General features: G+C 66.0%; 9 protein-coding genes and 1 tRNA gene. 8 read left to right on the forward strand and 2 right to left on the reverse strand.

All coding sequences use genetic code 11. The annotated features are described in order from the left end of the window. Window positions 1-32 precede the first annotated feature (32 nt). The gene (locus IPK69_10940; protein ID QQS08496.1) at window positions 33-2,246 is read left to right on the forward strand and encodes a glycogen debranching enzyme family protein; all 2,214 of its coding nucleotides are present in this window, start codon (window positions 33-35) and stop codon (window positions 2,244-2,246) included. Here IPK69_10940 and IPK69_10945 read toward each other — a convergent pair. Both IPK69_10945 and IPK69_10950 read right to left on the reverse strand, forming a co-directional pair. Then, window positions 2,203-3,798, reverse strand: a complete 1,596-nt coding sequence (locus IPK69_10945; GenBank protein QQS08497.1) for an ATP-binding protein — start codon at window positions 3,796-3,798, stop codon at window positions 2,203-2,205. The two genes, IPK69_10940 and IPK69_10945, sit on opposite strands and share 44 nt — an antisense overlap. A 696-nt stretch (window positions 3,799-4,494) precedes the next feature. Next, entirely contained in the window at window positions 4,495-5,532 is a 1,038-nt protein-coding gene (locus IPK69_10950) for a GNAT family N-acetyltransferase (GenBank protein ID QQS08498.1), read from the reverse strand. Between the two features lie 323 nt (window positions 5,533-5,855). Here IPK69_10950 and IPK69_10955 point away from each other — a divergent pair, with 323 nt between their 5' ends. The 7 genes from IPK69_10955 to IPK69_10985 all read left to right on the forward strand — a co-directional run bounded on the left by IPK69_10955 (window position 5,856) and on the right by IPK69_10985 (window position 14,871). Then, entirely contained in the window at window positions 5,856-6,488 is a 633-nt protein-coding gene (locus IPK69_10955; GenBank protein QQS08499.1) for a hypothetical protein, read from the forward strand. A 133-nt stretch (window positions 6,489-6,621) separates the two neighbouring features. After that, window positions 6,622-6,694: transfer RNA gene (locus IPK69_10960), tRNA-Lys, on the forward strand. Between the two features lie 242 nt (window positions 6,695-6,936). After that, window positions 6,937-8,607, forward strand: coding sequence for a hypothetical protein (locus IPK69_10965; GenBank protein ID QQS08500.1), 1,671 nt, complete (start codon window positions 6,937-6,939; stop codon window positions 8,605-8,607). A gap of 172 nt (window positions 8,608-8,779) precedes the next feature. After that, entirely contained in the window at window positions 8,780-9,982 is a 1,203-nt protein-coding gene (locus IPK69_10970; GenBank protein ID QQS08501.1) for a hypothetical protein, read from the forward strand. Then, window positions 9,982-13,056, forward strand: a complete 3,075-nt coding sequence (locus tag IPK69_10975; GenBank protein ID QQS08502.1) for a VWA domain-containing protein — start codon at window positions 9,982-9,984, stop codon at window positions 13,054-13,056. Before IPK69_10970 ends, IPK69_10975 begins: the two co-directional genes overlap by 1 nt. Window positions 13,057-13,317: 261 nt before the next feature. Beyond that, the gene (locus IPK69_10980) at window positions 13,318-14,319 is read left to right on the forward strand and encodes a MoxR family ATPase (protein QQS10472.1); all 1,002 of its coding nucleotides are present in this window, start codon (window positions 13,318-13,320) and stop codon (window positions 14,317-14,319) included. A gap of 96 nt (window positions 14,320-14,415) precedes the next feature. Next, the gene (locus IPK69_10985; protein ID QQS08503.1) at window positions 14,416-14,871 is read left to right on the forward strand and encodes a GxxExxY protein; all 456 of its coding nucleotides are present in this window, start codon (window positions 14,416-14,418) and stop codon (window positions 14,869-14,871) included. Window positions 14,872-14,894 lie beyond the last annotated feature (23 nt).

The raw sequence follows: 14,894 nt of genomic DNA on the forward strand, positions 1-14,894 counted from the left end.
GGGAGTGGGGGAGGGAGCCGATGGGTTCGTGCATGCAGCATGACGCCTCGATCGATCCCCAACCGAACCCCCTGGCCGAGGTCTCCCTGCGCGGTCGGACGCTGCGAGAGTGGGCCCGGAGCGAGTGGGTGCTCACCAACAGCCTGGGCGGGTTCGCGATGGGGACCGTCTCCGCAACGCCCGAGCGGCGGTATCACGCCTTGCTGATCGCGGCGACAAAGCCGCCGGTGGGACGCGTAGTCGCCCTGTCGGCGGTGGATGAGGTCGTCGTTCTGGAGGCTCAGGGCGGGAACGGCTGCGTCGCGCTCCGGCGGGAGTCACTGTCGTCGTTCCGCTGGGCGAGCATGCCGGCGTCGGCCACGACCGTGAACCCGGCGCTCGTGCGCTTCTCGATGGAGCCGGGCGTGGTCCGCTGGGAGTATCGCCCCGGCGGTCGCGAGTCGGGAGTGACGATCCGCAAGGAACTGGCGCTCGCGCATGGACGCAACGCGTGCGTGCTCCGGTACACCATCACCGCGCCCAACCGCCGGGCGTGGCTGGAACTCCGCCCGTTGGTGGCGCTGCGTGACTTCCACGAGTTGCTCGGCGGCGTGCTCGAGGCGGAGAGATACACCGTGGGCGTCGAGAGCGATCGCGAGTTGGTTGTGGATGCCGGGGCCGAGCGCGTGCGTGTGATGGTGAAATCCTCGCGCGAGGATCGGCGAGCACTGGCGCCGCCCAGGCTTCGTCCCGAGGTCCACGTGTGGAAGGACTTTGAGTATCGCAAGGATCTCGAGCGGGGGATGCCGGGGCGGGAGTCATTGCTCTGTCCGGGCGTCTTCGTCGCGGAGTGCGGCGGCGGGCGCGGGCACGCCGATCCGCATGCGCCGATCATCGAGGTCGCCGCCTGGTGCGACGAAGACGAGCCGCCGACATTCGATCAGGTCGTGGCCTCGAACGCGGCACGCACCCGCACGCTTGTTCGCCTGGCGCAGGCCACGAGTCTCGAGCGTCGCGCGCTCGTGCTCGCCGCGGATCAGTTCGTTGTGCGGCGTGTCGAACGCGACCAGGGCGAGGTCTCGTCGATCATCGCGGGGTATCCGTGGTTCAGCGACTGGGGGCGCGACACGATGATCGCGCTCCGCGGGCTGCTCATTAGCACCGGACGCCTCGACGAGGCGCGCGAGTGCCTCCTCGCCTTCGCCCACTTGCGCCGCGACGGACTGATCCCCAACTGCTTCGATAACGGGAGCGGCGAGGCCGAGTACAACACCGTGGACGCGTCGCTGTGGTTCCTCCAGGCCGCGTGCGACCTCGCCCAGACGCCGGGCGGGCACGACGTGGTGCGTGGCGAGATCCTCGACGCCTGCCTCGACATCATCGAGTCGTACTCGCGGGGCACGCGCTTCTCGATCGGCGTCGATCCCGCCGATGGTCTCGTGAGCGCGGGCGACGCGACGACGCAACTGACGTGGATGGACGCGAAGCGTAACGGCGTGGTCTTCACGCCGCGATGGGGGAAGCCCGTGGAGATCAACGCCCTGTGGATCTCGGGGCTTCGGCGCGTCGCGTCGCTGCTCGGATCGCTCGAACGCAAGGGATCGGAGAAGTTGAACGCGTGGGCGGATCGCGCGGGCGAGTCCTTCCTCGCAAAGTTCTGGGATCACCAACGTCGTTGTCTCATCGACGCCCTCACGCCGACACGCGGCGGCGACGAGACACGATCGACAGAGATCCGTCCGAACCAGATCTTCGCGGCGGCCCTCTCCGGTGTGCCACTCACCCAGACGCAGCGTCAGGGCGTCGTCGCGTGTGTTCGCGAGCATCTGTTGACGCCGATGGGCCTTCGCACGCTCTCGCCCCAGGATCCGAAGTACAAGCCGCGGTTCGAGGGCCCGCTCTTTGATCGTGACGCGGCGTATCACAACGGGACGGTCTGGCCCTGGCTCATCGGGGCGTATGGCGAGGCGGTGTTGCGGGCCGGCTGCTTCTCGCCCATGGCTCGCCACGAGGCGGCGTCGGCGATCGAGCCGCTCGAGCGTGAGTTGCTTGGTCGCGGGCGCGAGACGCCGCCGAGCGTGCTGCAACTCTGCGAGGTCTACGACGCGGACTCGACGCCGAGTCGCCCACGCCGTGGCGACGGGTGCATGGCCCAGGCGTGGTCGATCGCGGAGGTGCTGCGCGTGCGCACCCTTCTCGAAAGCAACGAGCGTCCGCGCGAGTCTACCGCGCCTTCGCCACGACGCGCCGGCGTGCGGCGTCCATGAGTTCGGGGAGCGTGGTCGCTCTGGCCTCGGGCGAGAGACCCAGCGCGACCTCATCGACCAGCGTGAGCGGTGGCGACGACTCCAGGTCGCCCGCGAGTTTCTTGCACGCGGTGATGATCGTCGAGTGGTTAGGACGTCCCATCGCTCGGGCGATCTCGGGGTAACTCAGCGTGGTCAGTTCGCGGGCGAGTCGCGCCACGAGCGCCCGGGCCATCACCACGCGCTTGTGGCGGCCCTTGCCGACGAACTCGGCGCGCTCCACGCGGAGCAGCGCGCACGTCTCGGCGATGATGAGATCCGGGGCGATGGGGCGACGAGGTCTGCTGGCGCCCGAGTCGCGCGTGCCCTGGAGCGCCCGGCGGACAAGCCCCGCATCGCTGATCTCTTCGGCGCTGCTGCCCAGCACGTTCCGCGTCGCGATGGTCTGGACGATCATTCCCTCGATGTCGCGGACCGAGGCCGGCTCGCCGTGACGGTTGCAGGCCTGGGCGGCGAGGCTCGCCATCACGCCCACCGCGTCGTCGGTGAGCGAGAGCCCGCGGAGGTGCGCCAGGTGGCGGATGACGTCGCGTCGAGTCGTGTCATCGAGCGGATCGATCTTCACGACGGGACCGGCCGAGAAACGGCTGGCGAGGTGCTTGCTGATCTTGCGGAGGTCCTTGGGGTGCTCGTCGCTCGCGAGGATGAGGCGCGCCCCGGTGCCGGCGATCGCGTCGAGCGTGTGCAGGAGTTCGCTCTGCGTTGCCTCCTTGCTCGCGAAGAAGTGGACGTCGTCGATGCAGAGCAGGTCGAGTCGGCGGTAGGCCTTGCGGAATGAATCCACCTTGCTGGTGCGGAGCGCCTCGACGAACTCGTTGGTGAACTCCTCGGCCGTCACGTAGCGGATTCTCGCGCCGTGGTGCGACTCTGTGAAGGCTCTGGTGCTGGCGCGGAGGAGGTGGGTCTTGCCCATGCCGCATCCGCCGTGGATGAAGACGCAGGGGAGGGCGCGATCGCCCTGGGCCACGCGCCGGCAGGCCTCGAACGCGACGCGATTCGACGGGCCGACCACGAACCCCTGGAAGGTCTTGTCGCCCAGGTCGCTCAGCGTGCGCCTCGGGCGGACGTGAGTGAGTGTGGGTTGGGCCGGAGATGCAACCGGGCGGGACTCAGGCGTCTCGCTGGGAGCCGGCGCGTTCGTGCGATCGACCAGAATGCGCACCTCGCTCGGCGCGCCCGAGCCGAGAACCCCCGCGGCGTCGGCGAGCGTGCGCCCGAATCGCCTCTCGATGAGGCGTGCAACGGTCTGATTCGGAACGGCAATCTCAAGCGCCGAGTCGCGGACGGTCGCGCTCGTGCCCTCGCCGAAGTATCGATCGAACTGGTCCTGCCCGACGTGCTCGCGGATGGCGCTCAGGACACGCTCGTCGGCGTCCTGGCGGGCTGGCGAGGACGGGACGGGGGACGGAGCACGCGTCGTGCCCCGGTCCCCGCCCGCTCGTTCTGACGCGTTCGGCACGTCGTGTGCCGCCATCCCTGTCCGTGCGTCGGCAAAGGTTCGGCCCATCGTCACCGCAAACCTCGTGTTCCACACTGGGCCCGATCCCGCGAGTCCACGCGGGGCGACGGCGAGAGGCTCCACGCCTCAGCGCCATCCCGAGCAGTCCCTTGCCGAGCGAATCCTTTCCCCCATCGAGTCGTCCACGCATGCGCCGTCGTCGCGTGATCGAGAAGAGTCTCGAACACGCTCGGGCTCGTCCGGGCGTCGTGCCCGCGTCGGACGCCTCGTCGGTCGTTCCCTGACCTTCCGCGAGTCGTGCATGACCTCGCGGCGAGTGCTCCACATCCCGCTTAGGCCGGGTGTGGAACCAGTCGATTGTCATGAGTCATTCGTCCACCACCCTTTGCAATGGGTGCACGCCGCGTGCACCCTGACGATCCAGTCTTTCGGATTCCGCACGCGTCGATCTCCCTTCGGAGATTCGAGCGTGCACGCAACCACAGCGTTCGGCGGGGGCTCATCACCTCTGCCGTTTGGCCACAGAGTCCTTCGGTCGGATGTGGCACTCGAACTCGTCACGACGCCGAACAAATCATCGTGGCGAACTCGAGTGGGGTGAAAAATAGTGCATGTCGGACCGCCGAGCAACCCCGCGTGTCCATCGCCACAGACACCGCGCAGCGCAGTGAGCATCTTTTCCAAGACTTAGCGAATCGAAAAAAAAGTTGTCCACGTTTGCAGAACTTCGTGTGCACCGGGTGTCGCCACTCAAGGCGTTTCAGTCGAGAGTGGACAGACCCACGCCTGGCGTCGCGCAAACGCCGTGAATCCAAGGGATTCGTACACCTTTCGCGCCGGCGTGTTCCGCTCGTCGACCGCGCACGCCACCCCGAAGCCGGGATGCCGCCCGCAGATCCGACGCAAACCGTCCACGAGTAACGGTTTCCCAAGCCCGCGACCCCGCAACGCAGACCCGAGACCCATGTACACCAACTCGATCGTGCCATGCTCGGCACTCTTGCTCAGCAGCAGGCACCCCACCGGCTGATGGTCCACGACATACACCCACCATGACGTGGGGTCGAACGACCCCGTGGCCTTGTGCGACTCGAGGATGTCCCGAGTCGAACGGAGACCGCACAGTTCCGGACAATCGAGCGTCCCCTCGTAACTCGCATCCAATGCGGCGATCAAAATCCGATCGCGATCGCGCCCAGGAAGGTCCGCCACCGCGCGCGCGTGCACGCCCGATCCCGCGGGGAGGCGAATCTCGGGGAGCGTGCCCGGCTGGCGTCGCAGGTAGAGCAGCGTGCCCACCGACTGGAACCCGGACCGGATCAAGGGTGTGACGGCCCAATCGTGCTCAGGCTCGGGAAGGGCTTGAGCGATCGCCGCCTCGTGCGCGCGCGAGCGGCGCACATGGTCGCAGAGCGCCCGCATGCATGCCGACCGCTCGGCACACGCGGCATCGGGGCCGTCTGGGTCACCGCCCGGACCTGGCTCGGAGAAGAACGTCATCGCCGTCCGCCCCGCGCCGAGGACGCCGAGGGCTACCTGGCGAACAGGAACAGAGTCGTCGGAGCCGAGCACACTCGCGAAGGCGAGCGAGAAGTCGATGTTGTGAGACTGGGCGGAGGCGACGAGATTGCGGGCGGCTTGGTCGATGTTCGGGACACGCTGCCCGACAAGCCGACGCGCGATCCGCAGGGCGTGGAATCGGTCGCCCTGGATGATCCTAACGCCGGGTGCCAGGCGGTCCTGGTCGTCGTCGGCGAAGCCTGGTTGAGTTGGTATGGCTTGGGTCACTGGAATGACACGGTTCGGAGAAGGGCGGGCCGGTTGGATCAGCGATACGTTGGGGAGCGTATCAAGGTCACGTGATACTGAGGTCTGGGTGATATCGGGGATGTGGGGTTTGTTGGGTTGAAATCGGGTGACGCGAATCAACCGGGGACACGGGAAGGTTTGACGCGTCGCCGATGGACCGTAGACTTGCGGGTCTACGAGCGCCTGCCCGAACTCGGGCTTTGTGCGTGAAGAGATCGAGTTTGGACCTTGATCCGCGAAGATTGGAACGCTAACGCATGTGTACTTCACGCTTGTCCTCGCGTTGTGGTTGGCTGCTTCCGGTGCTGGTGGCGATCGCCGCCTTGGTGCCTCTGGCGTTTCTGGCTTCGCCGGCCCCGTCGATGGCTCCCGAGCCGGATCCGGTGCCCCGGCGTTGGCAACTGAATCTGAAACTGGGCGATCTGCGTCTGGTGCAGGTGCCGGTCACGACGCCGGGCGGGAGCACGGAGATTCGTCGGTACTACTACCTGACATACACCGTGACGAACGGCACCAAGGACGATGTCCTCTTCGCCCCGAGTTTCGAACTGACCGATGGCGTGACCGAGCCGATCCGATCGGGGAAGGACGTGCCCGCGGACGTGACCAAGCAGGTCCTTGCGATGCTGAACAACCAGTTCCTCCAGGACCAGATCTCGATCCTCGGTGTGCTCTCGCAGGGCGAGGCCAACGCGAAGGAAGGCGTCGTGATCTGGCCGGTGCAGAACTCGTCGGCGGCTGAACTCACGATCTACGCCTCGGGATTCAGCGGCGAGACACGGAGCATCGAGGTGATCGATCCGGAGACCAAGAAGCCGACGAAGATCACGCTGCGCAAGACGCACATGAGCCGGTATCACCCGCCGGGAACGTTGGATGCGTTGCGGGCGAACGACGCGATCGAGCGAACGGAGCAGCGCTGGATCCTGCGTTGAACGCCGTTGGCCGCGACGGGCTTTGATCGACAGTCACCCCAGTGATTCGGCGTCCCGTGGCCTCGATGAATGTTCACTTTTCGTGCAGAATGGCGTATAGTCCCGCCGGATCGGACACTGATCCAACAATCTGGCCTCCCTAGCTCAGTTGGTAGAGCAGCTGACTCTTAATCAGCGGGTCGAAGGTTCGAGTCCTTCGGGGGGCACTTCGAGATCGCCTCTGGACATGGTCCGGAGGCGATGTCGTTTGGGGATGAGGCCTTCGAGGTCTGTTTGAATAGTTCGGTCGTGTGGTGGCTGTTGTTCTCGGCGTAGCACAATACATGGATGTGGTCTGAGTGGTCGTGGGGTTGGACGTACGCTGTGCGTCGTGGCGAGCCGATCGACTCGGATAGGGCGGGTGTGTTGGGTGGAGCCGATCCATGTTGCGGCATGGGTGGTGGTGTTGGTGTTCTCACTCGTGCCGATGGGGCTGGTGGTGGTGGGGATCGGGCGGGCGGTGGGGCATGGGTGGGGCGCGAAGGCCGTCTCTGGCGCTGGCGCCGGGGCGTGGACGTTTCAGGGCGGCGACGTTGCGTTGTTTTTGAGTTCGCTGGGGTGGGCTCTCGGCGTTGGGGTGCTGGCGACGGTGTTGGGGTTGCCGGGGGGGTGGGTGCTGTCGAAATGGTCGGATGGGAAGAGGAGGGGTGGCGGGGGTGTGTGGTGGTGGAGTTTGGTGGTGTTGCCGTTGGTGTTGCCGAACTACATCGCGTATGCGGGGTGGGGCGTGCTGCGCGGGCCTCGGACGCCGCTGTATGACTGGCTGGAGTGGCTCTCGACGCACGGGTATCCGTTGGCACCGGTTCTCGCGGGGCGAGTGCTGGCGGCGATCAGTCTTGCGGTGTGGGGGAGCGCGATCGCGAGTCTTGTATTGCGGAACGGGCTGGCTCGCGTGAGCGGAGGTGTGCTGGAGCAACTTGCGGTCGATGGAGGTGCGGGCGGCAGCGTTGATGGAGCGGGGCGGGGCCGACTGTGGGCCCGGATGGTGGCGGCGATCGGGCGCGCACGCGTGGTGGCGCGGTTGGCGTTTCCCGGCGTGTTGATGAGCGTGGGGGTTGTGTCGCTGGTGATGCTGGGGTCGGCGGTGCCGTTTCATCTGGCGGACGTGCCGACGTATGCGATCAAGGTGTGGTTTGAGTTGACGACAAATCCCGGGGGCGCAGATGGCTGGATCGCGGCGTGGCCAACCATGCTCATTGCGGCGGTGTGTGCGGGTGTGGCGGCGTGGCGGCTGCATCTGGACGGCTCGGATGGTGCGCCCGACGCGGATCTCGATGGAAATGTGTGTACTCACCCGTGCCTGAAGTGGGCGAAGTTTGGCGTGGTTGGTGTGGTGCTGGTCGGCGTGGTGGGGCCGATGGTCCTCCTGGTGGGCGACATGAAGTCCTACTCGCCGATCGTGAGCGTGGCAAAGGCGAACGCCAGGGAGATCGGGCAGACGCTCACGATCTCGGCGTGGGTGGGCGTGTGTCTGGTGCTGGTGTGCACGGCGTCGTGGGTGGTGGGGGACGATCGGCGTCGCGGAGCCGCGTGGCTCCGGGCGGTGGTGACGTTCGTGATGCTCGTGCTGGGGCTGGTGCCGGGCGTGCTGGTTGGGGCGGCGATGCGGCGCGGGGCGGATCTCCTGGGCGACCGCGTGATGGAGTCGGATGCGATGATCGTGCTCGCGCACGTCGCGCGGTTCGGCTTTGTGGCGATGCTGGTGGGCGAGGCGCTGCGGCGGACAGAAGCGAAGGAGTTGAGGGCGCTGCGACGCCTGGAGCGCGAGGGCGGGACGCTTGCGGCGTGGTGGGGGGCATCATTCCGGCCAGCGATTGGCGTGCTGATCGGGGTGGGGCTGCTCGGAAGCGTGCTGAGTGGTCACGAGATTGAAACAACCATTCTGGTGCAACCCTCGGCGGGGAGCGGCGGATTGGCGCACGTGGTGCTCGGATACCTTCACTTTCAGCGGATGGACGATCTCGCGGCGAGCGCGGTGCACATCGTCGGTGCCAGCCTGGCTTTGGGTGCGGCAGCGTCGGTGCTGGTCGGCTGGTCGTGGCGTGAACGAACGATGGCGCGAGCGAGGCAGGCGCCATGACGGCGCGAACCCGCGGGAACGATCATGTCTATGGAAGGCGGGAAGTTGGGACCTGTGAATCCGAAGGAGGTGCTTGGTCCAGATTCTGGGTGGAGTGGCTGGAGAGAGTTGGATCCAGGAATCGAGGATTGGGTCGCAACGCGTTCGGTTGGAAGTCTGTAGGATGTTGGGCATGCCGAGGCCGGGACAGGCTCGTGGGACGGGATCGGGGCGGACGTGGGTGTCGCGCGCGCCGATCGTTGGTCAAATGCTGGTCGTGGGGTTGTTGGGCGGTTGTGGGGGGAAGGCCGGGCCGTACAACGCGACAAATGTGGAGCGGCACGAGCGGATCGAGCGTTCATTCGGGGAGACGGGGTTGTCGCCCGGACAGTTCGCGTATCCGCGGTGCATGGACAGCGATGGGCGTGATCTGTGGGTGATCGACAAGGTCGCGCGGGTGCAGCGGATCGATGGGCAGACGGGGGCATCGGTGGTGTCGTGGCGGATGCCCGAGTGGGAGAAGGGGAAGCCGACGGGGGTGACGGTGTGGACGCCGGCGGGGCAGGATGAGGACGAGTACGTCTTTGTGGCCGACACGCACTATCACCGAGTGATGGTGTTTCGCGTGGGGGCACCGACTGGCGATCGGGGGCGGGAGCCTGAGTTGGTGACGCGGTTCGGGGAGTATGGCGAGGGGCCGGGGCAATTCATCTATCCCACGGATATCGCGGTGGAGCCGACGGAGGATGGACGTGGCGTCGCGAGGTTGTGGGTGAGCGAGTATGGCGGGAACGATCGGATCAGCGTGTTTGTGCCGGCGGATGCTGCAACGGTCGGCGACGCGGAGGCGAGTGATCGGCAAGCGGCTCTCCCGACGGCGTGGCGCTGCGAGCGGACGCTGGGCGGACGGAGCGATGGAGAGCCGAACGCAGAGGTGTTGTCGTTCAGTCGACCCCAGTCTCTCGCGCTGGATCTCTCGCGGAAGCGGCTAGTGATCGCCGACGCGTGCAACCACCGGCTCATTGTGGCCGATCTGGAAGGCGCGGTGGAGCGAACTATCGGGAGCATGGGCGAGGTGGGGGAGGAGCCGGGAAGGTTCTCGTATCCGTATGGGCTTGAGTTGTTGGATGACGGGAGTGTGCTGGTGTCGGAGTTTGGGAACTGCCGTGTGCAGCGGATCGACCCCGGGACTGGGGCGTGTCTGGGTGTGTATGGTGGGCGTGGGCGGGGGCTCAAGTTTCTTGCGATGCCCTGGGCGGTCGCGTCGATTGGGGGCGAGGCGTATGTGCTCGACTCCGGGCACGATCGCGTGGCGGTGTATGAGTTGCCGCAGGGTGTTCGGGCGGCAGACGATCGTTTTGGACGCGGCGCGATCGCGTCGGGAGGTGCTCATTGATGCCGGGCGGACTGCATCTTGGAGCGTCGGTGCTGGCGTCGATCCATTTCGGGCCGTTGCAGTTCGATCGTCCGTGGTGGCTGATCCTGATACCGGTGCTGGGCGTGATCGCGGTGGTGATCGCGACGGTGAACATGTCGGGGCTGGGGCGGGTGACGCGGGTGATGTCGCTGGTGGTTCGGCTGCTGGTGATCGCGCTGATCGGGATGTCGCTGGCGGAGCCGCAGTGGAGGCGTGAGGCGAAGGACGTGGCGACGACGCTGGTGTTGGACACGAGCGACAGCGTGCCCGGAAAACTTCGCGAGGACGTCACGACATACACACGGCTGGTGCTGCAGAACGCGGACCCGTCGAACGAGCGATTCGGGCTGGTGACGGTGGCGAAGGACCCGGTGGTGCAGGCGATGCCCAGCCTGAAGGCTCGCGACTTCGGGTTCTCGTATGTGGGCGAGTCGAGCGCGACGGATCTGGCCGGGGGGCTTCGGTCGGCGCTGGCAATCGCGCCGAGCGACGCGATGAATCGCATCATCGTGGCGAGCGACGGGAACGAGACGGTCGGGAACATCTTGAAGGTCGCGGAACTCGCCAAGGCGATGCAGATTCCGGTGGACGTGCTGCCTCTGAAGTTCTCGTACGACAGCGAGGTGATCGTCGAGCGATTGGCGGCGCCGGGGAGCGTTCGCGAGGGCGAGATGGTGTCGCTGCGCGTCGTGATCAATGCGACCAAGCCCGCGAGCGGACGACTGGCGATCCTGGTCAACGGGCAGGAACAGGATCTCAACGGCGACGAGCCTGGGAACAGCGTGCCGATCGACCTCCAGGCGGGGTCGAACGTGCGCCAGTTGACGATCCCCGCGATGGCGAAGGGGGCGCTGGAGTTCGAGGCGAAGTTCCTTCCCAATGAGCAGGCGGGCGTGTATGTCGGCGATTCACGTCCGGAGAACAACGTCGGGAGCACGGTGACGTTTGTCGCGGGTGAGGCGCGCGTGCTGATGATCACCGAGGACGACGCGTCGGCGGCCCCGATCCTGAAGGCGCTGGGCGAGGCGGAGATCAAGACGGAGGTGGTGCACGCCGATGCGGCTCCGCAGACGCTCACGGAGTTCAACGGGTATGACCTGATCGTGCTGATGAACGAGCCGGCGTACAGCTTTTCCGAGCGCCAGCAGGAGGACCTGCGTCAGTATGTCCACGACAGCGGCGGCGGGTTGATCATGATCGGGGGGGATCAGTCGTTCGGGGCCGGGGGCTGGATCGGCTCGCCGCTTGAGGATGCGCTGCCGGTCAAGCTTGACCCGCCGCAGAAGCGGCAGATGCCCAAGGGAGCGCTGGCGCTGGTGATGCACTCGATCGAGATGCCCCAGGGAGTCTTCTGGGGGAAGAAGGTGGCCTCGTCGGCCGTCGATGCGCTCTCTCGGCTGGATTACGTCGGCATCAACGAGTATCGCGGCGGGATGGGCCCGGGAACGAACCAGGGCGTCGAGTGGGTGTATCCCATGTCTCTCGTGGGCGACGGCACGCGCGTGAAGCAGGCGATCCAGACGCTGCAGTTCGGCGACATGCCCGACTTCACCCCATCGCTGGAGTTGGCGTATCAGGCGCTCTTCAAGACTGATGCCGGGCAGCGACACGTCATCATGATCAGCGATGGCGATCCGCAGACGCCGGGCACGAGTCTGCTCGACAAGTTCCGCGACGCGAAGATCACGGTCAGCACGGTCGGCGTCTTTCCGCACAGCGGGAGCGACACGAGCCGCATGGCGTACATCTCGACGTATACAGGCGGACGGCACTACCACGTGGACACTCAGGCCGCCCTCGCGACGGTGCCGCAGATCTTCGTGAAGGAGGCGCAAACGGTGCGGCGTTCGCTCATCCAGGAGTATCCGGGCGGGTTCCAGCCCAAGGTGCTCGCGGGGATCTCGGAGACGCTGCGCGGGATCTCGAGCGTGCCGGTCGTCCGCGGGTGGGTGGTGACGGCAGAGCGCGAGGGGCTGGCGCTGACGACGATCAAGGCCAAGGAGGGCGATCCGATCCTGGCGCAGTGGCAGCACGGTCTGGGCAAGGTCGTGGCGTATACGTCGGACGCGGCGACGCGGTGGAACTCGGACTGGGTCTCGTGGTCGAACTTCCGCTCATTCTGGGAGCAGCACGCGCGCTGGGCGATGAGGCCGACGGGGAGTGCGAACGTGCGCGCGTGGACGGAGTCGCGCGGCGACGAGACGGTGATCCGCGTGCAGGCGCTCGATTCGAATGGCGAGCGATTGGACTTCGCGAGATTCGCCGGGCGTATCGCGAGCCCCAAGGGGTCGGAGTCGTCCGAGGTGGAGTTCAAGCAGACGGGTCCGGGGATGTACGAGGCCGTGGTCTCCACGTCGCAGGCGGGGACACACGTCGCGGGGATCCGTTATGTCGCGCCGAACCCGATGGGCGAGGGGACGCTGGAGGGGAGTTTGCAGGTCGCGATCAATCGACCTTTTGCGGACGAGTATCGCGCGACACGCGACAACACGGCGCTCCTGGTCCAGGTCGCCAAGAGCACGGGCGGGCGGGTGCTGACGTTCGATCCACAGAAGGACACGGTGTGGGAGAAGGCGGGTCTCCGCGTGCCGGTCGCGCTCCGCCCGATCTGGCTGGCGCTGGCGCTCATCGGCGTGGGCGTGTTTCTCATGGATGTCGCGGTGCGACGCGTGCGGATCGATATTCCGGGAATGGTTCGCGCGGTGCGTCGCGGGATGGGGCGTGGCGCGGCGAAGAGTGGCGAGCAGATCACGTCCTTGAAGGCCGCACGGGCGACGGCGCGGCAGCGGATGTCGACGCGCGAGATGTCCCAGGCCGAGCGAGAGTCGGTCCGGGCTGCCGAGAGCGCGATGGCTGCGGCGAAGGTGAAGTTCGAGGCGTCGCCCGAGCGGGCGAAGAAGACCTCGGGCGAGGTGGCGCTCGGCGGCGCCGACGCGAGGCCAACGCCCACTACGCCCAGGTCGCCACAGAAAGATGGTGGCGCGTCGGACCCGGAGGGCATGAGCCGACTGCTCAAGGCCAAGCGCAAGGCCCAGGACGACATGCAGGATTAGAACGAATCTGCCTATTTTGGACAATTGGCCACGAATCACGAATCACGAATCACGAATCACGAATCACGAATCACGAATCACGAATCACGAATCACGAATCACGAATCACGAATCACGAATCACGAATCACGAATCACGAATCACGAATCACGAATCACGAATCACGAACCCCGACCTCAAGGAACACGAACAGTCGTGTGACGCCGCAGGAGTGAAGGCATGAGCGAGCAACAGATTGGATCCCCCGACAAAGTCCGTCAGATGTGCGAGGAGTTCCGCACGACCTTCCAATCGCTCAAGGGCGAGATCGGGAAGGTGGTGGTGGGGCATAGTGAAGTCGTGGAGGCGGTGCTGATCGCGCTCTTCGCGGGTGGCAACGTGCTGCTCGAGGGCGTGCCCGGGCTGGGCAAGACGCTGCTTGTGCGCACGCTGGCGCAGACGCTGCACCTGCCGTTCAGCCGCATTCAGTTCACGCCCGACCTCATGCCCGCGGACGTCGTGGGGACGAACATCGTGATGGAAGATCCCGACACGGGCCGGCGGAAGTTCGAGTTCCAGAAAGGTCCGATCTTCGCCCAGATCGTGCTCGCCGACGAGATCAACCGCGCCACGCCCAAGACCCAGTCGGCATTGCTCGAGGCGATGCAGGAACGCAGCGTGACCGTCGGCGGCACGACGTACGCGCTCGAGAAGCCCTTCCTCGTGCTCGCGACGCAGAACCCGATCGAGCAGGAGGGGACGTATCCGCTTCCCGAGGCCCAACTCGACCGGTTCATCTTCAAGATCGTGGTGGGGTACAGCAAACTCGATGATCTCGTGACCATCCTCGACCGCACGACAGGGGCCGCGAACCCGGACGCCTCGCGAGTCATGGACGGCTCACGCATCCTGAGCGCGCAATCGCTCGTGCGAGGCGTGGTCGTGGCGCCGCACGTGAAGGAGTATGTCGCGCGGCTCGTCCTCGCGACGCACCCCGGCACGGCTACGGCCGCCGGCGGACCAGAGGGCGTGACAAACAAGTACATCCGCTGCGGCGCGAGCCCGCGCGGGGCGCAGGCGCTGCTCCTTGGCGGCAAGGTCAAGGCGATGATCGAGGGTCGCTACAACGTCGGATACGCCGACATCAAGTCGATCGCGGCGATGTGCCTGCGTCACCGCGTGCTGCTGAACTTCGAGGCTGAAGCCGACAAGATTGACCCGGACGAGATCGTGCGTCAGATCGTGCAGTTGACGCCGACGGAGCCGGTGAAGGCGGGGGTCTAGCGGGAGAACGCAGAGGACGCGGAGGGGTGAGGAGGAAGACAAAGGGGAAGATGTGATTTGAATTGATGATCATGGATTGTTCTGGCGCGGAGTGTGATGACTAGGAATCAGGACATCGAGGCCTTTGAGGGTGTGCGCACGCTTCGGAGCGGGCGTGTGGTGCCCGCTGAGTGGAACGAGCTCAGCCGACGCGTGATCGGCGCGGCCATGCGCGTGCACACGGAACTTGGGCCTGGTCTTCCCGAGAAGTTGTACGAGAACGCTCTCGTGCTGGAGTGTGCTCGTTCTGGTGTTGTTGCGAATCGACAAGTTGTTGTGCCGGTTGCATATGGCCAGGAATCCATCGGCGAGGTCCGCCTCGACCTGGTGGTCGAAGGTGTCCTCGTCGTTGAGTTGAAGGCGGTCGAATCGATCGCCGACCTCCATCTGGCGCAACTCGTGAGTTACCTCCGCGCCGGCAAGTTCCCTCTGGGCTTGCTCATCAACTTCAACGTTCCCCACCTCCGTGATGGTCTCTACCGCCGCCTCAACGCCGAAGCCCTCCCGCCCTGAGATCTCAACAGTCCCTTTGTTTT

This window comes from Phycisphaerales bacterium (assembly GCA_016699835.1).
In the GTDB taxonomy this organism is placed as follows: Bacteria; Planctomycetota; Phycisphaerae; order Phycisphaerales; family UBA1924.

Excerpts from the sequence above, each read along its gene's own strand:
- IPK69_10980 (QQS10472.1), top strand. The coding sequence starts at position 13,318 with ATGTGCGAGGAGTTCCGCACGACCTTCCAATCGCTCAAGGGCGAGATC.
- IPK69_10975 (QQS08502.1), top strand. The coding sequence starts at position 9,982 with ATGCCGGGCGGACTGCATCTTGGAGCGTCGGTGCTGGCGTCGATCCAT.
- IPK69_10985 (QQS08503.1), top strand. The coding sequence starts at position 14,416 with ATGACTAGGAATCAGGACATCGAGGCCTTTGAGGGTGTGCGCACGCTT.
- IPK69_10940 (QQS08496.1), top strand. The coding sequence starts at position 33 with ATGCAGCATGACGCCTCGATCGATCCCCAACCGAACCCCCTGGCCGAG.
- IPK69_10970 (QQS08501.1), top strand. The coding sequence starts at position 8,780 with ATGCCGAGGCCGGGACAGGCTCGTGGGACGGGATCGGGGCGGACGTGG.